At 73.3% G+C, this 21,531-nt stretch carries 17 protein-coding genes and 1 pseudogene; 12 read left to right on the plus strand and 6 right to left on the minus strand.

Annotated elements, in window-relative coordinates:
* Positions 1-74: 74 nt before the first annotated feature.
* The 8 genes from ACIBTV_RS08290 to ACIBTV_RS08325 all read left to right on the plus strand — a co-directional run bounded on the left by ACIBTV_RS08290 (position 75) and on the right by ACIBTV_RS08325 (position 7,429).
* Positions 75-1,427: an extracellular solute-binding protein gene (locus ACIBTV_RS08290; protein ID WP_396703332.1), complete on the plus strand. Its 1,353-nt coding sequence runs from the start codon at positions 75-77 to the stop codon at positions 1,425-1,427.
* 6 nt (positions 1,428-1,433) lie between these two features.
* Positions 1,434-2,384: a carbohydrate ABC transporter permease gene (locus tag ACIBTV_RS08295; RefSeq protein ID WP_396703333.1), complete on the plus strand. Its 951-nt coding sequence runs from the start codon at positions 1,434-1,436 to the stop codon at positions 2,382-2,384.
* Positions 2,381-2,557, plus strand: a complete 177-nt coding sequence (locus tag ACIBTV_RS08300) for a hypothetical protein (protein ID WP_396703334.1) — start codon at positions 2,381-2,383, stop codon at positions 2,555-2,557. Before ACIBTV_RS08295 ends, ACIBTV_RS08300 begins: the two co-directional genes overlap by 4 nt.
* On the plus strand, positions 2,554-3,480 hold the full coding sequence (locus ACIBTV_RS08305) for a carbohydrate ABC transporter permease (protein WP_396703335.1): 927 nt from the start codon (positions 2,554-2,556) through the stop codon (positions 3,478-3,480). The genes ACIBTV_RS08300 and ACIBTV_RS08305 overlap by 4 nt, the downstream gene beginning before the upstream one ends.
* Positions 3,481-3,505: 25 nt before the next feature.
* The gene (locus ACIBTV_RS08310) at positions 3,506-4,324 is read left to right on the plus strand and encodes a methyltransferase domain-containing protein (RefSeq protein WP_396703336.1); all 819 of its coding nucleotides are present in this window, start codon (positions 3,506-3,508) and stop codon (positions 4,322-4,324) included.
* Entirely contained in the window at positions 4,321-5,595 is a 1,275-nt protein-coding gene (locus ACIBTV_RS08315) for an alkaline phosphatase family protein (protein ID WP_396703337.1), read from the plus strand. Before ACIBTV_RS08310 ends, ACIBTV_RS08315 begins: the two co-directional genes overlap by 4 nt.
* A 63-nt stretch (positions 5,596-5,658) precedes the next feature.
* Complete coding sequence (locus tag ACIBTV_RS08320) at positions 5,659-6,918, plus strand: DNA polymerase IV (RefSeq protein ID WP_396703338.1); 1,260 nt, start codon at positions 5,659-5,661, stop codon at positions 6,916-6,918.
* Between the two features lie 115 nt (positions 6,919-7,033).
* A complete protein-coding gene (locus ACIBTV_RS08325) occupies positions 7,034-7,429 on the plus strand; it encodes a DUF3040 domain-containing protein (protein WP_091596662.1) in 396 nt (131 codons plus the stop codon).
* A 426-nt stretch (positions 7,430-7,855) separates the two neighbouring features.
* On the opposite strand, the pseudogene ACIBTV_RS08330 reads toward ACIBTV_RS08325, so the two are convergent.
* The 3 genes and pseudogenes from ACIBTV_RS08330 to ACIBTV_RS08340 all read right to left on the minus strand — a co-directional run bounded on the left by ACIBTV_RS08330 (position 7,856) and on the right by ACIBTV_RS08340 (position 12,699).
* Positions 7,856-10,350, minus strand: a pseudogene (locus tag ACIBTV_RS08330) (transglutaminaseTgpA domain-containing protein).
* Positions 10,347-11,645: a DUF58 domain-containing protein gene (locus ACIBTV_RS08335; protein ID WP_396703339.1), complete on the minus strand. Its 1,299-nt coding sequence runs from the start codon at positions 11,643-11,645 to the stop codon at positions 10,347-10,349. The pseudogene ACIBTV_RS08330 and the gene ACIBTV_RS08335 overlap by 4 nt, the downstream one beginning before the upstream one ends.
* 1 nt (position 11,646) lies before the next feature.
* The gene (locus ACIBTV_RS08340; protein ID WP_091596671.1) at positions 11,647-12,699 is read right to left on the minus strand and encodes a MoxR family ATPase; all 1,053 of its coding nucleotides are present in this window, start codon (positions 12,697-12,699) and stop codon (positions 11,647-11,649) included.
* A gap of 470 nt (positions 12,700-13,169) precedes the next feature.
* On the opposite strand from ACIBTV_RS08340, the gene leuS reads away from it, so the two are divergent.
* Positions 13,170-16,010 (plus strand): leucine--tRNA ligase, encoded by a 2,841-nt coding sequence (gene leuS, locus ACIBTV_RS08345; protein ID WP_396703340.1) that lies wholly within the window; start codon positions 13,170-13,172, stop codon positions 16,008-16,010.
* Between the two features lie 174 nt (positions 16,011-16,184).
* Here leuS and ACIBTV_RS08350 read toward each other — a convergent pair whose 3' ends face one another.
* Genes ACIBTV_RS08350 through ACIBTV_RS08360 form a run of 3 tightly spaced genes read right to left on the minus strand, consistent with a single transcriptional unit; the run spans position 16,185 to position 18,830 of the window.
* Entirely contained in the window at positions 16,185-16,874 is a 690-nt protein-coding gene (locus ACIBTV_RS08350; RefSeq protein WP_396703341.1) for a TVP38/TMEM64 family protein, read from the minus strand.
* Positions 16,871-17,593, minus strand: a complete 723-nt coding sequence (locus ACIBTV_RS08355; protein WP_396703342.1) for a type 1 glutamine amidotransferase — start codon at positions 17,591-17,593, stop codon at positions 16,871-16,873. Before ACIBTV_RS08355 ends, ACIBTV_RS08350 begins: the two co-directional genes overlap by 4 nt.
* Complete coding sequence (locus tag ACIBTV_RS08360; protein ID WP_396703504.1) at positions 17,583-18,830, minus strand: MurT ligase domain-containing protein; 1,248 nt, start codon at positions 18,828-18,830, stop codon at positions 17,583-17,585. Before ACIBTV_RS08360 ends, ACIBTV_RS08355 begins: the two co-directional genes overlap by 11 nt.
* Before the next feature lie 353 nt (positions 18,831-19,183).
* Between ACIBTV_RS08360 and mraZ the strand changes: the two genes are divergently transcribed.
* From mraZ to ACIBTV_RS08375, 3 genes are all read left to right on the plus strand, one after another.
* Positions 19,184-19,615, plus strand: a complete 432-nt coding sequence (mraZ, locus tag ACIBTV_RS08365; protein WP_091596691.1) for a division/cell wall cluster transcriptional repressor MraZ — start codon at positions 19,184-19,186, stop codon at positions 19,613-19,615.
* A 205-nt stretch (positions 19,616-19,820) separates the two neighbouring features.
* On the plus strand, positions 19,821-20,927 hold the full coding sequence (gene rsmH / locus ACIBTV_RS08370; protein ID WP_396703343.1) for a 16S rRNA (cytosine(1402)-N(4))-methyltransferase RsmH: 1,107 nt from the start codon (positions 19,821-19,823) through the stop codon (positions 20,925-20,927).
* The gene (locus ACIBTV_RS08375; protein ID WP_396703344.1) at positions 20,924-21,529 is read left to right on the plus strand and encodes a hypothetical protein; all 606 of its coding nucleotides are present in this window, start codon (positions 20,924-20,926) and stop codon (positions 21,527-21,529) included. Before rsmH ends, ACIBTV_RS08375 begins: the two co-directional genes overlap by 4 nt.
* Positions 21,530-21,531: the final 2 nt, after the last annotated feature.

Raw genomic sequence — 21,531 nt, forward strand, 5'->3', positions numbered from 1 at the left:
TTTGAAACTTCCACGGGCCGGAGAAGTGCAGGTCACGCGGGCATCGTGGCCCGTGCGGTCCGGGGAGGAAAACCATGTCACGGAAACTGCGGGCGACCGCGCTTGCCGGAGTGCTCGCCCTGACCGTCGCCGGGTGCGGGGGAGTCGGCGGCGGTGACGGTGATGACACCGGAGGCACGGCCACCAAGGGGGCGCTCAGCACGATGGGCTTCGGCCTGTCCGACGAGATCGCCACCACCCGGGTCGACGCCTTCAAACGCGACCACCCGGACGTCAACCTGAAGATCACCGAGGGCGCCTTCGACGAGCAGCAGTTCCTCTCCGCCGTGGCGTCCGGCAACCCGCCGGACCTGGTGTACATGGACCGCAAGCTCATCGGCACGTACGCCAAGCGCGGCTCGATCCAGCCGCTGACCGACTGCGTCGACAAGCAGGACATCGACATGGGTCGGTACCGGCCGGCGGCCAAGGACCAGGTCACCCTGGACGGCACCGTCTACGGGATCCCCGAGTTCTCCAGCGTCCGGGTGCTCTACCTGAACGAGGCGCTGCTCAGGCAGGCCGGGCTGACCGCCGACGACGTGAACCTCGCCGACTGGGCCGGGCTGCCGGCGCTCAACGCGAAGCTGGCCGCGGTCTCCGACGGTCGGCTGTCCCGGATCGGCATCGACCCGAAGATCCCGGAGTTCCTGCCGATGTGGGCCCGGGCCAACGGCGCCGACATGATCTCGGCCGACGGGACGAAGCCGAACCTGACCGACCCGAAGGTGGTCGAGGCGCTGACCACCGGCGTGCGGCTCATCGAGGACCAGGGCGGGTTCGGCAAGTTCAAGTCGTTCCGGGACACCTTCGACTTCTTCGGGGCGGAGAACCCGCTGGTGAAGAACCAGATCGTCGCCTGGCCGATGGAGGAGTGGTTCCTCAACCAGGCCGCCAAGAACAGCCCGAAGGCGGAGCTGGTGGTCAAGCCGTTCGTGGACCGGGAGGGCAACCCCGTGACCCTGTCCTCCGGCCAGGCCTGGGTGATCACCAAGGGGGCGAAGAACCCGGACGCCGCGTGCGCCTTCGCCAAGCAGATGACCGCCACCGACACCTGGGTCGCCGCCGCGAAGGCCCGCGCGGACGCCCGCAAGGCCGCCGGCCAGCCGTTCACCGGGGTGTGGACCGGCAACGCCGAGGCCGACAAGAAGATCTTCGACGAGTTGTACCAGCCGACCGGCAACAAGCGCTTCGACGACGCTGTCGCCACGATCCGGTCGGTGCAGGACGTCGCGTTCGCCATGCCGGCCTCGCCGGCCGGCGCCGAGTTCGACAAGGCGTGGTACGACGCGGTGAACCGGGTGCTCGCCGGTCAGGCGCAGCCCGCCGAGGCGCTGGCCCGCGCCCAGCAGGAGGCCACCGCGGCACTGGACAAGGCTGCGAAGTAGCCGGCGATGACCACCACCGTCAGCACTCCCGTCCCGGGTCGACGGCGCCGCACGCCGCTGGCCCGGCGGGAGGCCCGCTGGGCGTACCTCTTCCTGGCGCCGTGGATCGTCGGGTTCCTGGTGTTCCAGGCCGGCCCGATGATCGCCAGCGCCTGGTTGAGCTTCACCGAGTACGACGTGCTGAATCCGCCGCGGTACACCGGGCTGGACAACTACCGGGAGCTGATGACCGACCCGCAGGTCGCCCGCAGTCTCGGCAACACCGTCTACTACACGGCGCTGCACGTACCCCTGGTGATGGTGATCTCCCTGGGTCTGGCGCTGCTGCTCAAGCGGGTGGGGCGGTTCCAGGGTTTCTTCCGGACCGTCTTCTACCTTCCGGTGATGACCCCGGCGGTGGCCGTCGGCATCCTGTTCCTGCTCCTGCTCAACACCCAGGACGGTCTGATCAACCGGGGCCTGGCCCTGGTCGGTGTCGAGGGGCCGAGCTGGACCACCGACCCGGGGTGGGTGATGCCCGGCATCGTGCTGATGAGCCTCTGGAGCCTCGGCTCCACCGTGATCATCTACCTGGCGGCGCTGCAGAACGTGCCGCGCGACCTCTACGAGGCGGCGAGCATCGACGGCGCCGGCGGTTGGGCCCGCTTCCGGCACGTGACGCTGCCGATGATCTCCGGTGCGCTCTTCTTCACGCTGATCGTCAACACGATCGCGTCGCTGCAGATGTTCACCGAGGTCTACACCATGTACTTCGGCAACCGGGAGACCCAGAACACGTTCAACAGCGACGCGGCAACGTTCTACGTCATCCACTTGTTCCAGGAGGCGTTCCAGTTCCTCCACATGGGCTTCGCGTCAGCGATGGCGTGGCTGCTCTTCGTGATCATTATGGTGATCACGCTGGTGCAGGTGAAGCTCAGCAACAGGTTCGTGTACTACGAAGGGGAAGACCAGTGACGGGGAACAACGGCCACAACGGCGTGGCCAACGCGCGACGGACCCGGCTCGCGGCGGGCTGGGTGCCGGAGCACCACCTCGAACCGCGCGAGTACGAGGTGACCGACGGTCCGGTGGCCAACCTCCGGCGGTCCCGGGCCGAGCACGATCCGGCGGCGGGGGCCGAGTCGTGACCGCGGCGGTCGAGCGGGGCGCCACCGCTGCGGTGTCCGGCGTCGAGCCGGGCCGGGTGGCGCCCCGCCGACCGCCGGCTCGGGAGGACGCGCGCCGGCCGGTCTGGCAGCGGGTGCTCTTCGTGGCCGGGCTGGTCGGCGCGGCGGTGATCTTCCTGCTGCCGTTCGTCTGGCTGGTCGGCGCGTCGCTGCGTCCCCGCGAGTACGTCTTCGCGCCGGGTTTCCTGCCGGTGCCGTTCGCCCCGGACAACTACGCCGAGGCCTGGCGGGCGGTGCCGCTCGTCACCTGGCTGCTCAACAGCCTGGTGGTCGGGGTGGCCGCCGCGGCGGCCGTCACCCTCTCCAGCGCCTGGGTGGCGTTCGGGTTCGCCTACTTCCGGTTCCCCGGGCGCAACCTGCTCTTCGGGCTGGTGCTGGCCACCATGATGCTGCCGTTCGCGGTCACCATGATCCCGACGTACCTGATCTGGTCGGAGCTGCGGCTGACCGACACCCAGGTGCCGCTCTGGGCCGGCAACCTCTTCGGCTCGGCGTTCTACATCTTCCTGCTCCGGCAGTTCCTGCTCTCGCTGCCCCGCGAGTACTTCGAGGCCGCCCGCATGGACGGCGCGAGCTACCCCCAGCTGTTCTGGAAGCTCGCCTTCCCGCTGATCCGTCCGGCCCTGCTCGTCGCGTTCGTCTTCGAGTTCAAGGCGAGCTGGACCGACCTGCTGAAGCCGCTGATCTACCTGCGCGACGAGCACCTCTACACGCTGCCCCGCGGGCTTAAGGTCGTGCTGGACCGGTTCGGCTACGGCGGCGAACAGCAGTGGGAGGTCGTGCTGGCCGGCAGCGTGATCGCCACCGTCCCCATGATCATCCTGTTCTTCCTCGCCCAGCGGCACTTCATCGAGGGCATCGCCACCTCCGGCCGCAAGGGCTGAGGCGCGCGGGTGCGGCGGCCGGTCGATGCGTAGGCGGCGTCCCGGCCGGAGGGGGCCCCGCTCCGCACCCGGCCACGTGACTAGGCTCGACCGGGTGGAGCAGACCCCGGGACGGTTCCCCGAACCGCCGCTGACCCCCCGTACCGCCGTGATCTGGTCGGTGCTGCGCGCCGAGCTGGACCGGCGTGGCGCGGCCGAGCTGACCGTGCTCGACGTCGGGGGCGGCACCGGCGGGTTCGCCGTCCCGCTCGCTCAGGCCGGGCACCGGGTGACCGTGGTCGACGCCAGCCCGGACGCGCTCGCCGCGCTCACCCGACGGGCCGCCGAGGCCGGGGTCGCCGACCGGGTGCGGGCCGTGCAGGGCGACGGAGACGCCCTCGCCGGCCTGGTCGAGCCGGCCGCCGCCGACCTGGTGCTCTGCCACGCCGTGCTGGAGGTCGTCGACGACCCGACGCCCGTGGTGGCCGCGCTGGCCACCGCGCTGCGCCCGGGCGGGGCGGCGAGTGTCCTCGTCGCCGGTCGGGCCGCCGCCGTGCTCGGCCGGGCCATGAACGGCCACCTCGACGTCGCGGCCACTCTGGCCGGCGACCCGGCCGGCACCGCCGGGCCCCGGGACACCCTGCGGCGGCGTTACGACGCGGACGGCGCCGCCGCGCTGCTTAGCGCCGCCGGGCTGGTGGTCGAGGAGATCCACGGCGTACGCGTCCTCGCCGACCTGCTGCCGGCCGCAGTCGCCGACGGCCAGCCGGCCGCCCTCGTCGACCTGGAACGGGCGCTCGCCGGCCGCCCGCCGTACCGGGACGTCGCCGCCCAGCTGCACCTGTTCGCCCGTCGTCCGGCATGACCGGCCCGTCCGCGCCGAGCCCGACCGGCGGCCCGGATCCGACCGGCGGCCCGGATCCGACCGGCGGCCCGGACCCGGTCGGTGGGTCGGAACCGGTCGGTGGGTCGCGCGCGCTCGGTGGGCCGGATCCGCTGGCGCTCGTCGCGCCGCACTACGGTGACGGCAGCCTGGCCGACGTGCTGCCCAGCGCGCTCGCCGTGCTCGGCGTGCCGGGCGCGACGGACCGACTCGGGCTCGCCGCGCGACTCGCCGGGGTCCGTCGGCTCGCCGTGCTGCTCGTCGACGGGCTCGGCTGGTACCAGATCCCCACCGCCACGCCGTACGCCCCGACGCTGGCCGCGCTGGCCGCCACCACGGGCCGGCCGCTCACCTCCGGCTTCCCGTCCACGACACCGACCAGCCTGGTGACCCTCGGCACCGGCGCGGCGCCCGGGGCGCACGGGGTGCTCGGCTTCACCGTTCGGGTGCCCGGCGGTGACCGGGTGCTCAGCCACATCGAGTGGGCCGGCGACCCGGACCCGCTGCGCTGGCAGCCGGTGTCCACCCAGTTCGAGCGGGCCCGCGCGGCGGGAGTCGCGGTGACCGTGGTGAGCCGGCCCGAGTTCGGCGGCAGCGGGCTGACGGTGGCCGCCAACCGGGGCGGGGACTACCGGGGCGCCACCGGGGTCGACGCGCTCGCCACGACCATGCTGGCGGCGTTGACCGCCGGCACCGGGCCCACCCTGGTCTCCGGCTACCACCCGGACCTGGATCGGCACGGCCACCTCACCGGGGTCGACTCGCCGCCCTGGCGGGTCGCCGCCGCCGAGGTGGACGCGCTGATCGCCCGCCTCGTCGACGGACTCCCGCCCGACGGGGCGCTGCTGGTCACCGCCGACCACGGGCAGCTCGACGTGCCCCTCGCCCACCGGTTCGACCTGGACACCGACCCCCGGCTGCGCGCCGGGATCCGGGTGGTCGCCGGGGAGGCCCGGGTGCGCTACCTGCACGTCGTACCGGGCGCCGTCGAAGACGTCGTGGCCACCTGGTCCGCCGTGCTGGGCGACGCGGCCCGGGTGCGTACGCGGGCGGAGGCGGTCGCGGCCGGATGGTTCGGGCCGGTCCCGCAGGAGCACCTGGCGCGCATCGGCGACGTGGTGGTGACCTGCAACGACACGTACGCCGTCCTGGCCACCCGGTCGGAGAACCCGATCGCGTCCCGGCTGGTGGCCTACCACGGCGCGGACACCGCCGCCGAGATGACCATCCCGCTGCTGGTCGTCCGGGGCTGACCCACGGCAACCGGCACGCAGGCCACCCGTCGTTTCGTCGTACCTCCGGGCTAACCTGCCGGAATGGGCCGCAGCCAGTCGTTGCCCCGGGGCGGTGACCCGCGCTTCGGGCCGGACGCCGACGACTCCGGCTCGCCGATCCTGCACGTCGACATGGACGCCTTCTTCGCCTCGGTCGAGGTGCGCGGCCGACAAGAGCTGCGGGGCCGACCGGTGGTGGTCGGCGGCCTCGGCCCCCGCGGGGTGGTCAGCTCCGCCAGCTACGAGGCCCGGCGCTACGGCGTGCGCAGCGCCATGCCGATGATGCGGGCCCGGGCGCTCTGCCCGCACGCCGTCTATCTCCCACCGGACTTCGCCGCCTACACGGCCGCCTCGCGGGCGGTGATGCAGATCTTCCGGGACGTCACCCCGCTGGTCGAGCCCCTCTCCCTCGACGAGGCGTTCCTCGACGTGGCGGGCGCGCGCCGCCTCTTCGGCCCGCCGGCCGCGATCGCCCGCCGCATCCGCGCCCGGGTCGCCGACGAGCTGGGGCTGACCTGTTCGGTCGGCGTCGCGCCGAGCAAGTTCGTCGCCAAGCTCGGGTCGACCCGGGCCAAGCCCGACGGGCTGCTCGTCGTGCCGGCGACCCGGGTGCTCGACTTCCTCCACCCGCTGCCGGTCGACGCGCTGTGGGGCGTGGGGGAGCGGTCGGCGCAGACCCTGCACCGGCTGGGCCTGGCCACGATCGGCGACCTCGCCGAGGCGCCCTACGGGATGCTGCGCAAGGCCCTCGGGGAGGCGTCCGCCAGCCACCTGCACGAGCTGGCATGGGGGCGCGACCCGCGCGGCGTGAGCCCCGAGCACGTGGAGAAGTCGATCGGGGCCGAGGTGACGTTCGACGCCGACGTGGCCGACCCGACGGAGATCCGCCGGGCGTTGCTCGCGCTCGCCGACAAGGTGGGTGCCCGGCTGCGCCGCGCGGGGCAGGTGGGCCGCACGGTGTCGCTGAAGGTGCGCCTCGCCGACTTCCGCACCGTCAACCGCTCCCGCACCCTTCCGGTGCCCACCGACACGGCACGGGAGATGTTCGACACGGTCTGGGCGCTCTACACGGCGCTCGATCCCGGTGAGCGGATCCGGTTGGTCGGCGTACGCGTGGAGGGCCTCGCCACCGCGGACGCGACGCCCCGCCAACTCGCGCTCGGCGCACCGGAGCACGGTTGGCGCGAGGCGGAGGCCGCCGCGGACGCCGCGGCTGCCCGTTTCGGGCGGTCCGTCATAGGTCCGGCCAGTCTGCTCGGCAAGCGTGATCCCCGCCGAAATGAAAATCCACGCCGGCCATAGGTCGTCCCGCTTTCCGACGCGCGACCCCCCTCGTAGACTTGCGGGTAAGCAGCCGGATGGCTGCCACGGTCTGTCGGTCCGAACGGGCCGACCAACGTGACCGGGGAGGAGTGCCGTGCCGCTCTCGGAGCACGAGCAGCGGCTGTTCGAGCAGATCGAGCGGTCGCTTGCCGAGGACCCCAAATTCGCCTCGGCCGTGCGCGCCAGCGATCCGCGTTTCCACGCGCGGCGTCGCCTGCTCGTCGCTGCCGGCGTCATCATCGCTGGCCTGGCCCTGCTGGTCTATGGCGCGGTGATCAAGACTCCGCCGCTGGCGGTGGCGGGATTCGTCGTCATGTTGGCCTCGGCCGCGTTCGCGGTGCAGTCGCACCGCCGGGCGCAGTCACCCGACCTGCACGTGGTGGGCGGGACGACCAGTCGTCGCCGGTCCCGCGGTCGTTCCGGTCGGCGGTCCTCGATCCTGGACCGGATGGAGGACCGGTGGCGGCAGCGCCCGGAGGGGCACCGCTGAGCCCCGCCCGCCGCTGAGGCGGGCGCACCACAGCGACGAGCGGGTCGCCGGGATCACCGGCGACCCCCGCCGTATCCGCACGCCCCGCCCCGACTCCCCGACGTTGCGGGACCCTTCGCTTGCCCGTGCCCGTGCCCGTGCCCGTGCCCGTGCCCGTGCCCGTGCCCGTGCCCGTGCCCGTGCCCGTGGCCTCTGCGCGTGCTCGCGCCGGTGCCCGGGCCGGGACCGTTCCGGTCCGGGGCTTGGGTGATCGACTCGCTTTCCGTGACGTCGGGGTGCCCGGGCGGCGGGTGGATGCCCCGGTTTCGCGGATCTCGAGTGGATCAGCCGGCGGGGTGGGGCACGGAAACGCCGAGGTGGCCCCGCACGGGAGGCCACCTCGGGAACGTTACCGGCCGCGCGGATCGCCCGGCGGCGGTGCGGCGGTCAGCGGGCCGCCCGGCCGGCGAGCAGGCGGCGCGGGCTCCAGCGGAACAGCCGATACCGGACCCGCCCGGTCACCGTCACCAGGCGGGACGACAGGTCCGCCAGGCCGCTCCGCCATCGCTGCAGCACCGACGGCGGCAGGACCGCCGCGAGCAGACGCGTCCGCCGGTCGGCGGACGCGGCGAGCGCGCGGCGTACGGTGCGCAGGGCCGAGACCAGCGGCTCGCCGCTGAGCGGGTCGCGGGCGTAACGGGCCCGCTCCTCGGCCCGACCGAGCAGACGTGCCGCGCCCGCGGCGTCGGCGTCCTCGGCGAGCGAATCCCGGACGAGCCGGTCGGCGGTGGCCCGAGGGGTCTCCGTCCGATCCACCCGGACGCGGAAGTCGACCAGCGTGTCGAGCAGCTCGTCCCAGGCGGCGTGGGCATCGGCGCGGGCCCGGTCCGCGTCGACCACGACCATGCGAGGCCCGGCCGGGGAGCCGGCCCCCACCTCCGACGCGGGTGACGTGGCGACCGCCGGCGCTCCGCGGCCCCGCCGTCGGCGCAGGGCCGTCCGGCGTAGCGCGGGCACCGCCAGCAGCAGGAGGACGGCCAGCACACCGGCCGCCCACCACGGCCACACCGGCGCCTGCCGCGCCGGAGTGTCGGAGCCCAACGCCAGCCCGGAGTCGGTGTCCCGGTCGGCCGCGTCCGGTCCGGCCGGTCCGGCCGAGGCGTCGGTGCTGTCCGGGGAGGTCGGCGTGCTGGCGCCGGGGGTGGTCGGATCGGGGGCGTCGGTGTCCGGGGCCCAGGCAGAGCGGGTGGAGCCGGTGACGCCGTACGCCGGGGTGGCGTCGAACGGCACCCAGCCGAGCCCGTCGAAGTAGACCTCGGTCCAGGCGTGCAGGTTGCGGTTGGTCAGGGTGAAGGTGTCACCGGTGCGGTTGCTGCCGTTGGTGAAGCCGAACGCCACCCGGGCGGGGATCCCCGCCGAGCGCACCAGCCACGCCATCGCCGCCGCGTACTGCTGGCAGAAGCCGACCTTGTTGGTGAGGAAGTCGACGATGTCCTGGCCGCTGGTGCCGCCCTCGGTGCTCAGCCGGTAGATGAACCCGTTGTCCGCGGAGAAGTAGTCGTAGATCGCGCGGACCTTGTCGTAGTCGCTGCCCTTGCCCTGGATGAGCTGCTTGACCAACTGCTCCACCTCGGGCACCGCCGGGGTGGCGGTCTGTTGACGGCGGACCGGGTGGTCGGCCGGCAGCGGCCGCGCGGCCCGCAGCGCCGCCGTCGTGTACGTGGAGCGGACGTAGTCGAAGGAGTATCGCTTGTTGCGCGAGTTCTCCCGGTTGGAGAAGACGACCTGGAGACTGGAGTCGTAGAGCCAGTTGCCGTTCAGGTCGTCGACCTGCACAGGGTCGGAGTAGAACGGCAGCAGCGGCATGGCAAGGTCCCGGGTGATCTCCACGGTCGCCCGGTGGCGCTGCTGCTGGACGCCCGCGCCGGCCCGCTCGGACGGGTCGGGCAGGCCCCGGTTGACCGGCCGCCCGGTGGGGTTGCGCACCCGGAAGCCGTCCGGCCGCAGCTCGTCGGCCACCCCGAAGCGCAGGTAGAACGGGTCGGTCTCGTCGGTGGTGACCTTGACCATGTCGGCCACCTGCGACTGGTTGAGCTGGCCGCTGAGGGCGGCGAACAGGTCGATCCGGCCCGGGTTGCCGCCCTGGCCCGCCCCTCCGATGCCGTTGCCGTCGCCGGACGCGCTGGTGAGGCTGTCGAGCAGCGACCCGTTCATGCCGGGCACCGGCGCCAGCGGCAGCAGCACCGCCACCGCGACACCGAGCACCGCGAGCCGCCGGCCGGCGGCGGCCAGCGGGGACGCCTCCCAGACGTCCACGTCGCGCCCGTCGCCGGTGAACCGGCGGCCGAAGCGGCGGACGCGATCGACGTTGTCGGCCACCAGCAGCCACAGGAAGCCCGCGGCGCCGATCACGAACGGCACCGGGGGGACGCTGTCGACGTAGATCGCGACCGGCACCGAGTAGATGGCCAGCATCGGCAGGCCGGCCAGCGCGGGGCGGCGCATGCCCACGGCGAGCAGGTCGACCACCACGGTCACCCCGCCGACGCCGAGCACCGCGAGGAACAGCAGCGGGTCGGTGTCGGGCACCTTCACGCCGTACGAGCGCATGTCGTGCACCGAGCCGGTGAGCAACTCGCCGAAGTGGGTGAACGTGCCCGGCGTGGGCAGGAAGGCGAGCAGTTCGCCGCCGCTGGGGAACAACCAGGTCAGCGCCAGCGTCAGCCCGGCCACCATGCCCAACACCTGACCCCAGAGCGGGGCCCGCAGCGCCCGGGCGACCGCCGCCACGGCGGCGACCAGCGCGACCGCGATGGCCGACTCGACCAGCCACGTCCAGCGCTCGAAGATCGCGGACAACGGCGCCGCGGCGAGCAGCGTCGCCGCGGCGGCCACGAGGCCGAGATTCCGTTGCCCGATCATGACCGCGTTCCTCCGCTCATCGCATGCCCCCGGCCACCGTCTCGGCCAGCGCCGCCCGCACCGCGAAGCCCTGCGAACCCCGGCCCGCCTGCGGCCAGATCGCCGGTAGTCGGCTGCCGTGGTCGACGCCGATCACCCGCCAGCCGCTCTGCAGCAGCACCAGCGCGGCGGCGGCGTGCGCCTGCTCCGCCTCGGCGCGTGCCTTGTCCGGCAGGGTGAGCCAGGTGGAGCTGTCCATGAGGAAGCCGACGCAGGTCGCGCCGTTGGCCCGCAGACCGGCCAGCAGCTCGGCCTCGGTCGTGCTGAGCGCGCCGAGGACCGCGATGATCAGGCCGCCGTCGGAGCGCTGCCGGACCCGCTGCACCAGGGCGGTCACCTCGGCCCGCTGGTCGAGGCGGACCTCGGCGAGCTGGTCGAGGAGCAGACCGTCACCGCCCGCCTCGGAGGCGTCCACGTCCGCTCCCGAGCCGGTGACCAGGCGCAGCTTGTAGCCGGCCTGGCGCAGGTGCACCGCGACGCTGGCGGACGCGGAGACCGCCCACTCGAAGCTCGCCGTCGGGCCGTCGCCGCGGTGGCCGTACGCCCGGGTGTCGAGCACCACGGTCGCGCGGCTCTCCCAGGGCTGCTCCTCACGGCGCACCATCAGCTCACCGGTGCGGGCCGTCGACTTCCAGTGCACCCGGCGCAGGTCGTCGCCCATCCGGTACTCACGGGTGGCCGCGTCATCCTCGCCGTGCACCGCCACCGACCGGGCCCGGCTGTCGCCGCTGCCCGCGTACTCCCCGGGGAGCCGGACCGACGGCAGCGGCGTGACCTGCGGGATCACCGTGAGGTGGTCGGTGCTGGGGAAGGCGCGGGTGAGCTCGCACAGACCGAACGGGTCGGTGAGCCGGACCACCAGCGGGCCCACCTCGTAGCGGCCGCGCACGTCGGCCCGCACCGTGTAGGCCACCGAGCTGGCCTGGTGGGCGCCCAGCCGCTCCAGCACCACCCTCGGCCGGCTGCCCAGCGCGTAGGGCAGGCGGTCCTCCAGCAGGAGGGTGCCGGTGGGCAGGCGGGACATGTTCTGCAGGCGCAGCACCACCCGGGAGCTGGCCCCGACCGGCACCCGGTGCGGGTCCAGCGAGCGGTTGCAGGCCAGCTTGTAGCGGCTGCGCCCCACGTAGGCGGCGGCCAGCAGCGGCAGGACGGCGAGCAGCACGGCTACCCGGAGCAGGTCCTTCTCGCCGAGGATCCCCGCCGAGACGGCCGCGGCGACCGCCGCGGCCAGGAACGAGCGGCCGCGGGTGGTCAGCCCGCGCAGCCCTTCACGCACGTCACGGCCTCCGCGGCTCGTACGGCCCGCGGCCGTTGCCCTGGGTGGGGCGGGTGTCGTAGGGGGAGCGCTTGCGGTCGTGCGGCAGGGGCAGCCGGTGCACCAGCTCGGAGACGATCGCGTCGGTGGTGCGGCGGGCGAGCTGCGCGTCGGCCGTCGGGATGATGCGGTGCGCCAGCACCGGCACGGCGAGGACCTGAAGGTCGTCGGGGAGGACGTAGTCGCGCCCCTCCAGGGCGGCCACCGCGCGGGCGGTGCGCAGCAGCTGGAGCGTGGCCCGGGGGGACGCGCCGAGGCGCAGGTCGGGGGCCTCGCGGGTGGCGGTGACCAGGTCCACCGCGTACTGCTTGACGGCGTCGGCGACGTGCACCTGACGGACCGTGGCGATCAGCTGCCGCACGACGGTCGCGTCGGCGACCGGGCGCAGCTCGTTGAGCGGGTCGGTCGCCCCGTGCCCGTCGAGCATGGCCAGCTCGGCGCCGGCGTCCGGGTAGCCCATCGCGATGCGGGCGGTGAACCGGTCGCGCTGCGCCTCGGGCAGCGGGTAGGTGCCCTCCATCTCGATCGGGTTCTGGGTGGCGATGACCATGAACGGCGTCTGAAGCTGGTAGGTCACGCCGTCGACGGTGACCTGCCGCTCCTCCATGCACTCCAGCAGCGCCGACTGGGTCTTCGGCGAGGCCCGGTTGATCTCGTCACCGACGACCAGGTTGGCGAAGACCGCGCCCGGGCGGAACTCGAAGTCGTGGGTCTCCTGGTTGTAGACGCTGACGCCGGTGACGTCGCTCGGCAGCAGGTCCGGGGTGAACTGGATCCGGCGCACGGAACAGTCGATGGAACGGGCGAGGGCCTTGGCGAGCTTCGTCTTGCCGACGCCGGGGACGTCCTCGATGAGGAGGTGCCCCTCGGCGAGCAGGACGGCCAGCGCGAGCCGCACGGTGGCGGTCTTGCCCTCGATGACCTGCTCGATGTTGGCCACGATGGCCTCGCTCGCCGCGCGGAACTCGTCGTGGGGCAGCAGGCCACCCACCTCGTCCCAGGTCTGTTGTGTCACGGGCCTCCTCCTCGTCGCCGGACGGCAGCTCTTTAGAGAGCACCTGGACCCGCCGTTGGGTGTTCGCGACGCCGAGCCACGTCTGCCGCAGTAATCTCACTGGCCTCTCAGGCTAACCATGTTTGTCGTGATCGCCGACCCCCGCAGGAAGACCGCCCGGTTACGCCCCGAATATTCGTCGTACCGGGGGACACCACCCGCGCCGGCCCGCCGCGCGGCCGGCCCGTCGTCCCGCCCGCCCGTCCCGACCCGTGGTAGCGGGACGTGGTGGCCGCCGGGCCGGGGGGTACACTGCGGTCATGGCCGGAGTCTTCCTGCTTCTTACCGGGCCGTGCTGATGCGCTGAGACGCGCGACAGCACGGCGGCCCCTCCTGCGCGAGGGGCTTTTTTGTGCCCGTCGCCAGCCGGCGGGCGGCGAGCAGCAGCAGGCAGCACGAGACGACCGCGCCGAGTGACGCGAGGAGACGCGATGAGTGAGGCAGCCGCACCGGCGGGCGACATTCCCCCGTTCCGGTACACCGCGGCCCTGGCCAACGAGATCGAGACCCGTTGGCAGGACATCTGGGAGCAGGAGGGCACCTTCCACGCCCCCAACCCGACCGGGCCGCTGGCCGACCCCGACCACCCCCGGGCCGGCGCGGAGAAGCTCTACGTGCTGGACATGTTCCCCTACCCGTCGGGCGCCGGCCTGCACGTCGGGCACCCGCTGGGCTACATCGGCACCGACTGCTTCGCCCGCTACCAGCGGATGGCGGGCCGCAACGTGCTGCACGCGATGGGCTTCGACGCGTTCGGCCTGCCCGCCGAGCAGTACGCGGTGCAGACCGGCACCCACCCTCGGACCACCACGGTCGCGAACATCGCGCGGTACAAGGCCCAGCTGCGCCGGCTGGGCCTGGCGCACGACGAGCGCCGTTCGGTGGCGACCATCGACACCGACTTCTACCGCTGGACCCAGTGGATCTTCCTGCAGGTCTTCAACTCCTGGTACGACCGGCAGGCGCGCAAGGCCCGCCCGATCGCCGAGCTGATCGCCGAGTTCTCCGGCGGCACCCGACCGACCCCGGACGGCCGCCCGTGGGCGGAGCTGTCCGTCGCCGAGCGCCGGGCGATCGTCGACGACCACCGGCTGGCGTACGTCTCGGAGGCGCCGGTGAACTGGTGCCCGGGGCTGGGCACCGTGCTGGCCAACGAGGAGGTCACCGCCGACGGCCGCTCGGAGCGGGGCAACTTCCCGGTCTTCAAGCGGAGCCTGAAGCAGTGGATGATGCGGATCACCGCGTACGGCGACCGGCTGCTGGACGACCTGGACACGCTGGACTGGCCCGAGGCCATCAAGCTGATGCAGCGCAACTGGATCGGCCGGTCCATCGGCGCGCACATCGACTTCCCGACCGCGGTCGAGCCGGTCCGGGTGTTCACGACCCGGCCCGACACGATCTTCGGCGCCACCTACATGGTGCTGGCGCCGGAGCACGAGCTGGTCGACCAGCTGGTGCCGGCGGCCTGGCCGGAGGGCACGCGGGACGCCTGGACGGGCGGCCACGCCAGCCCACGGGCGGCCGTCGAGGCGTACCGCAAGGCGGCGGCGGCCAAGACCGACGTCGAGCGGCAGGCCGACACGAAGGAGAAGACCGGCGTCTTCGTCGGGGCGTACGCCACCAACCCGGTCACCGGCGCCCAGATCCCGATCTTCATCGCCGACTACGTGCTGGCCGGCTACGGCACCGGCGCGATCATGGCGGTCCCCGCGCAGGACGAGCGGGACTGGGCGTTCGCCGAGGTCTTCGACCTGCCCATCGTGCGGACGGTGCAGCCGTCGGAGGGCTTCGACGGCAAGGCGTACACCGGTGACGGTCCGGCGATCAACAGCGCCGCGCCCGACCGCGGCCTGGACCTGAACGGCCTGGGGGTCACCGACGCCAAGGCCCGGATCGTCGAGTGGCTGGAGGCCAACGGCCACGGCCGTGGCGCGGTCACCTACCGGCTGCGGGACTGGCTGTTCTCCCGGCAGCGCTACTGGGGCGAGCCGTTCCCGATCGTCTACGACGAGACCGGCGCGGCGATCGCGCTGCCCGAGTCGATGCTGCCGGTCGAGCTGCCCGAGGTCGACGACTTCTCGCCGAAGACGTTCGACCCGGACGACGCGGACTCCAACCCCGAGACCCCGCTGTCCCGCCGCCGGGACTGGGTCGAGGTGGAGCTGGACCTGGGTGACGGGCCGAAGCGGTACACGCGGGAGACCAACGTGATGCCGCAGTGGGCCGGCTCGTGCTGGTACGAGCTGCGCTACCTGGACCCGACCAACTCCGACCGGTTCGTCGACGCCGAGAACGAGCGCTACTGGATGGGCCCGCGTGAGGCGGGCGACTGCGGGGGCACCGACCTGTACGTCGGTGGCGCCGAGCACGCGGTGCTGCACCTGCTGTACGCGCGGTTCTGGCACAAGGTGCTGTACGACCTGGGGCACGTGTCGAGCTTCGAGCCGTTCCGCAAGCTGTTCAACCAGGGCATGATCCAGGCGTACGCGTACACCGACGACCGGGGCAGCTACGTGCAGGCCGAGGAGGTCGTCGAGCGCGACGGCGGCTACTACCTGGGCGACGCCGTGGTCAACCGCGAGTACGGCAAGATGGGCAAGTCGCTGAAGAACGTGGTCACGCCGGACGAGATGTGCGCCGCGTACGGGGCGGACACGTTCCGGGTCTACGAGATGTCGATGGGCCCGCTGGAGGTGTCCCGACCGTGGGAGACCCGGGCGGTCGTCGGCTCGTACCGGTTCCTGCAGCGGGTGTGGCGGGCCGTCGTCGACGAGCAGACCGGTGAGCTGCGGGTCACCGACGACCCGGCGGACGACGCGACCCGGCGGCTGCTGCACAAGGTGATCGACGGGGTCCGCGCCGACATGGAGGGGATCCGGTTCAACACCGCGATCGCCAAGCTGATCGAGCTGACCAACGGGCTGACCCGGCTGTCGGCGACCCCGCGCGAGGTGGCCGAGCCGCTGGTGCTGATGCTGGCGCCGTTCGCCCCGCACGTGGCCGAGGAGCTGTGGCGGCGACTGGGCCACGCCACCTCGCTGACGTACGCGGACTTCCCGGTGGCCGACCCGGCGCTGCTGGTCGCCGAGTCGGTGACCTACCCGGTGCAGGTCAACGGCAAGGTGCGGGGCCGGGTGGAGGTGCCGGCCGACGCGGCGGAGGAGACCGTCCGCGCCGCGGCGCTGGACGCGGTCGCCGCGACCCTGGGCGGCAAGGAGCCGCGCAAGGTCATCGTCGTTCCCGGCCGCATGGTCAGCATCGTCGCCTGACGATCGCAGGCGGGCCCTGCCCCTGCGCGGGGCCCGCGTCGATCATGCGGTTGTGGTGCCCGGATCGCCCCGGAGCACGGGGTTGGTCCGCCACCACAACTGCATGATCGTCAGGGTGGGCACGGCGCGAGCACGCGGGCACGGGACGGGCACGCGGGGTCGGGTGCGGGGAGGTCACGACGTGGTGGCGGCCGCGCGGCGCTGCCGTTCGGCCCGCCACCAGCGGCGGATCAGCACCACGCTGGCGATCAGGCCGAGCGCGCTCGGTGCCGCCGCGTACCAGTTCACGTCACCGGGCGAGGTGACCGCGGCGCCGAGGGCGGCGTAGCCGAACGCGGTCGGGGCGGCGGCGATGACGCTGCCGGCCAGGAACGGCAGGATCCGCGCGCCGGTGGTGCCGTAGCCGTAGCTGACCAGCCCGAACCCGGCGATCGGCAGCAGCCGTACGGTGATCACGCCGAGCACGCTCTGCCGGGCGAACCAGCCGTCCAGCCGGGCCAGCCGGCCGCGGACCCGCTCGGCGACGAACTCCCGGCCGAGCAGCCGGCCGACGGTGAAGCCGATCGCCGCCGCGATCAGCGCCGCGCCCAGGGCGTAGGCGGCGCCCTCCAGCGGGCCGAAGATGGCGCCCGACGCGAGCGTGATGAAGGTGCGGGGCACCAGGGCCACCAGCAGCAGCGCGCCGCCCAGGACGGCCGCGACCGGCGCGTATCCGCCGAGCCGCCCGGCCAGCTGGGGCAGGTCGGACGGGTCGGGTCGGGGCACCACGAGCAGCAGCACACCGCAGACGGCGACCAGGAGCAGCAGCACCGCGAACCGCACGACCGACGGCTGCCGCAGCAGCCGCCGGACGGCGGGGATCACGGACGGGCGGCGGCCGCCACGGCGGCGCGGCGCTCGGACCGGAGTCGGTCGGACCAGGTGTCGTCGAGCGGCGGAAGCTGGTGGACGCCGGTGGCCCAGCGCAGCAGCAGGTCGGCCAGGGCCGGGTTGCGGGCCAGGGCCGGGCCGTGCGAATAGGTGCCGAGCAGCTTGCCCCGCCAGGCGCCCTCGGTGGCGCCGTCGTTGCCGATGCCGGTGGTGACCCGGGCCAGCGGCGACACGCCCGGGCCGAGCCGGGTGCGCCCGCCGTGGTTCTCGAAGCCGCTCAGCGGCGGTATGCCCAGCCGGGGGTCGATGTCGCCGGCGAGTTCGCCGACGGCGCGGGTCTCCCCACGGTCGGAGCTGATGTCGAGCAGCTCCAGCCCCGGGTACTTGGTGCCCTTGGCGAAGAAGGACGTGCCGAGCAGTTGGTAGCCGGCGCAGACGCCGAACACGACGGAGCCCTGGGCGACCGCGCGGTGCAGCCCGCCGTCGGCGAGCAGCCGCTGGGCGCCGAGCGCCTGCGGGCCGTCCTCGCCGCCGCCGATCAGGTAGATGTCGGCGGAGGCCGGCAGGCGCTGGTCGGAGCGGACCTCGAGCATCTCGACCGGCATGCCGCGCTGGCGGGCCCGCCGCTGAAGGATCAGGGCGTTGCCCCGGTCGCCGTAGGTGGAGAGCAGGTCCGGGTAGATCCAGACGATGCGCAGGCTCTCAGTTGACACGGTCCAACTCCGCTCGGATGTCCTGGAACGCGGTGTAGTTGGCGATGACCTCCAGGCGCCCCGGTGGCACCGCGCGGATCGCCTCCCCGAACGAGCGTACGTGCTGGAACGGCACGTCGTTGACGTCGAGCCGGACCGCCAGGTCGTATGCCCGGTCACCGGTGATCAGCACTTGCCGGCCGCGCAGCGGGGCGAAGTCGACGTCGAACAGCCATGAGGTGTCCAGCCCGTCGGGGTCCCGGGCGTTGATCGACAGCAGGGTCGGCGCCAGGTCGGCCATGTCGAACGCCTCCAGCCAACTGGCCGGGTTCTTGGCCAGCAGGAGCCGGATGTTGCGCCCGTCCCGGTCCACCTGCGCGTAGCGCCCGGCGACGGAGGTGACGCTGGACAGCCGGGTCGCCGCGTCGACCGGCCGTACGCCGAACTCCGCCGCCACGGCGAGCGCGGTCGCCGCGTTGCCGAGGTTGACCCGGCCGGGCAGTTGGAGGGCGACCTTGTGCCACGCGCCCGTCGGGTCGGTCACCCCGTCGTCCTCGACGGTCCACTGTGGCTCGGGCCGGCGCAGCGGGCAGCCGGTGCACCGCCACTGCTCGCCGGCGCGCTCGATGGTGGAGCCGCACTCGGGGCAGACCCACGAGTCGTCGTGCCACCGCTGGCCGGCGCTGAACCAGGTCACGTGCGCCGGGCTGACCCGGTGGTCGTGGCCGGCCGGGGGTGTGGCGGCCCAGACGACCATCGGGTCGTCGGCGTTGGCGACCACCCGCACGTCGGGGTGCCGGACCAACGCGGCGCGCCAGAGCTGCGCCATCATGGCGACCTCCTTGGCCCGGTCGAGCTGGTCGCGGGAGAGGTTGAGCAGCGCCACCACGTGCGGCTCGGTCGCCTCCAGCACCTGCGCGAGGTAGTGCTCGTCCACCTCCAGCACCGCGTAGGGGGTGCTGCCGGCCTTCGCCAGCGCCGACGTGTGCCCGGTGGGCATGTTGGCGCCGAACGAGTTGGTGGCGACACGGCCGAGCACGCCGACCGCCGCGGCGGCCAGTCGGGTGGTGGTGGTCTTGCCGTTGGTGCCCGAGACGAGCGCGATGGCACGTCCCGCGGAGAGGTGCGCCAGCAGGTCTGGGTCGATCTTGAGGCCGATCCAGCCACCGATCACCGAGCCGTCACCCCGGCCGGCCGCCCGCGAGAGGGCCGCGGCGGTCCGGGACACGGAGCTGGCCACCTTCGCCCGCAGGGGCATCTTCGCGTCCGTCACGCGAGCGAGGTTACCGGACCACTCGGCTCGCCAGATCGCCGCCGAGGGCGAACCGTTCGGCCGGGGAACGTGAGCGGCGCGGCCGATGCCGTCTGGGCCGGACGGAGTCGATCTATGTCGGAAAGCGGACGGCGCGCGGGGCGCTCCGGCCCTCCACTCCGCTCCACCCCCTGTGACGTGCGGTTTTGGACGCCGAACGGGCGCGCCACGCGGGCGATTCTGGTTGCGGGTGGAGGGAAGTGGAGTAGAGTGGGGCCCAATGGTGAGGCCGGGAGGGCCCACCGGCCCGGGGGGTCAGCGGCGCCGCGAACGCCGCTCAAGGGCGAGGGGGTTGGGCCGTGTTCCTCGGCACCCACACTCCGCGCCTGGACGACAAAGGCCGGTTGATCCTTCCGGCGAAGTTCCGGGACGAGCTGGCGGGGGGTGTCGTGATCACCAAAGGGCAGGAGCGCTGCCTCTACGCCTTCCCGATGCCCGAGTTCCAGCGAATCGCGGAGCAGTTGCGTGCCCAACCGATGACGAGCAAGGCGGCCCGGGCCTACAGTCGGGTCTTCTTCGCCAGCGCGCACGACGAGGTGCCGGACAAGCAGGGCCGGGTGACGATCCCGGCGCACCTGCGGGAATACGCGGCCCTCGACCGCGAGCTGGTCGTCATCGGCGCGAGCACGCGGGTGGAGATCTGGGACAAGGTCGCCTGGGAGACCTACCTCGCCGAGAGCGAAGACGAGTTCGCTGACATCGAGGAGGGGGTGCTGCCCGGCGGTCTCTAGGGCGGAACGGCGCCCGGCGTACTGCGAGATCTCCAGCCGCTTTCGAGTTCCTGGCACCCCTTCCCCGGTGCCAGGCGCACGATCTCTCGAGGGGCCTCGGCCTCGCGACGGGCGGGAGCGGATGGGGATCTGGCGGTACGGCGACCGGCGCCGTTCGTCACAGGGGCGCGAGACGGAAGAACGGTTACCAGCGGTGGGGGTCAACATGGGGGAGCTACGCGGCACGCACGTGCCGGTGCTGCTCGAGCGGTGTCTCGAGCTGCTGGCCCCCGCGCTGGGGCGAGGTGGTCGGACGATCCACGTCGACGCGACGCTGGGGCTGGGTGGCCACGCCGAGGCGGTGCTCGAGGCGCATCCGCAGACCGTGCTGATCGGGCTCGACCGGGACACCGAGGCGCTCGCGCACGCCCGCGTCCGGCTGGCCCGGTTCGCCGACCGGATCCACCTGGAGCACGCGGTCTACGACGAGCTGCCCGAGGTGCTCGACCGGCTGGGTTACCCCGGGATCGACGGCATCCTGTTCGACCTGGGGGTCTCGTCGCTCCAACTGGACGCGCCCGACCGCGGGTTCGCCTATGCGCAGGACGCGCCGCTGGACATGCGGATGGACCAGACCCGGGGGGTGACCGCCGAGGAGGTGGTCAACACCTACGGCCATCCGGAGTTGGCCCGCGTGCTGCGGGTCTACGGCGAGGAGAAGTTCGCGGGGCGGATCGCCTCGGCGATCATCCGGGAGCGGGAACGGGCCCGGATCACCTCGTCGGCCCGGCTGGCCGAACTGGTCCGCGAGAGTATTCCGGCACCAGCCCGACGAACGGGCGGACACCCGGCAAAGAGAACGTTTCAGGCTTTACGGATCGAGGTAAACAGGGAGCTGGCAGCGCTGGAGACGGCGCTGCCGGCCGCGCTCGACACGCTCAACGTGGGCGGCCGCATGGTGGTCCTGTCCTACCACTCGCTGGAGGACCGGCTCACCAAGGCGGCGCTCGCGGACCGGGTCCGCAGTAAGGGCCCGGTCGACCTCCCGGTCGAGCTGCCCGGCACCGGCCCGACGTTCCGGCTGCTCAGCCGGGGCGCCGAGCTGCCCGGGGAGCGGGAGGTCGCCGCGAACCCGCGCGCCGCCTCGGTGCGGCTGCGGGCGGCGGAGCGTATCGATCCGGATGCCGAGCAGCAGGGGCGGGCCGACCGCGAACGGTCCCGCCGCCGCGTCAAGGCGATGCACCAACCGGGGACGGGGTCCGCGGGATCCGTGGGGGATCGGCGGACGCCGGGGGACGACAGAGGGACGGACGAAGAGGGGGAGGGGACATGAACGTTGACGGGCGCGAGCGTCGGACCATCACCGGCGTCGGGCAGCGCGTACCGCGGTCGGGGGGCCGGACCGCGGCGGAGCGGGCCACCAGCGTCGGAAACGGTACGACCCGGGTGAACCGGGGGAGTCAGCAGGGGGAGGCTCGCGCGCGGGGGGCGCGCGAGTTCCCGACGCAGGGCAGCGCCGCGCTGTGTCCGGCGCCGCGGCCCGCCGCGGCGGGCACCCGTCCGCCCCGGCTGCGGGTGGCGCCGCCGGCGCCGGTGTCGGTGCCGCGGGCGCCGTTCGCCGCGCTGATCGTGGTGCTCGTGGTCGGCGGGGTGCTCGGCGTCCTGCTGGTCAACACCAAGATCAACGAGAATGCGATCCGACTGGAGAAGCTCCAGCAGCACCAGGCCAAGCTGGACCTGGAGGAGGAGGCGCTGAACAAGCAGATCGCCGACTCCGAGGCTCCGGGCAACCTGGCCGCCCAGGCCCGCAAGCTGGGTCTGGTCGAGTCGGGCGAACCGGGTTACATCCGGCTGCCCGACGGCAAGACCATCGGTGTGCCGCAGCCGGCCACCGGGCGGCCGTCGGTGGCCAGCCAGCAGGGCGCGGGAGGCTGACC

Origin of the sequence: Micromonospora sp. NPDC049366, assembly GCF_044466625.1 — a bacterium.
Taxonomy (GTDB): Bacteria; Actinomycetota; Actinomycetes; order Mycobacteriales; family Micromonosporaceae; genus Micromonospora.

Coding starts and splice junctions, on each gene's coding strand:
- ACIBTV_RS08290 (WP_396703332.1), top strand. CDS start 75: ATGTCACGGAAACTGCGGGCGACCGCGCTTGCCGGAGTGCTCGCCCTG.
- ACIBTV_RS08295 (WP_396703333.1), top strand. CDS start 1,434: ATGACCACCACCGTCAGCACTCCCGTCCCGGGTCGACGGCGCCGCACG.
- ACIBTV_RS08310 (WP_396703336.1), top strand. CDS start 3,506: ATGCGTAGGCGGCGTCCCGGCCGGAGGGGGCCCCGCTCCGCACCCGGC.
- ACIBTV_RS08315 (WP_396703337.1), top strand. CDS start 4,321: ATGACCGGCCCGTCCGCGCCGAGCCCGACCGGCGGCCCGGATCCGACC.
- ACIBTV_RS08320 (WP_396703338.1), top strand. CDS start 5,659: ATGGGCCGCAGCCAGTCGTTGCCCCGGGGCGGTGACCCGCGCTTCGGG.
- leuS (WP_396703340.1), top strand. CDS start 13,170: ATGAGTGAGGCAGCCGCACCGGCGGGCGACATTCCCCCGTTCCGGTAC.
- ACIBTV_RS08360 (WP_396703504.1), bottom strand. CDS start 18,830: ATGCCCCTGCGGGCGAAGGTGGCCAGCTCCGTGTCCCGGACCGCCGCG.
- rsmH (WP_396703343.1), top strand. CDS start 19,821: ATGGGGGAGCTACGCGGCACGCACGTGCCGGTGCTGCTCGAGCGGTGT.
- ACIBTV_RS08375 (WP_396703344.1), top strand. CDS start 20,924: ATGAACGTTGACGGGCGCGAGCGTCGGACCATCACCGGCGTCGGGCAG.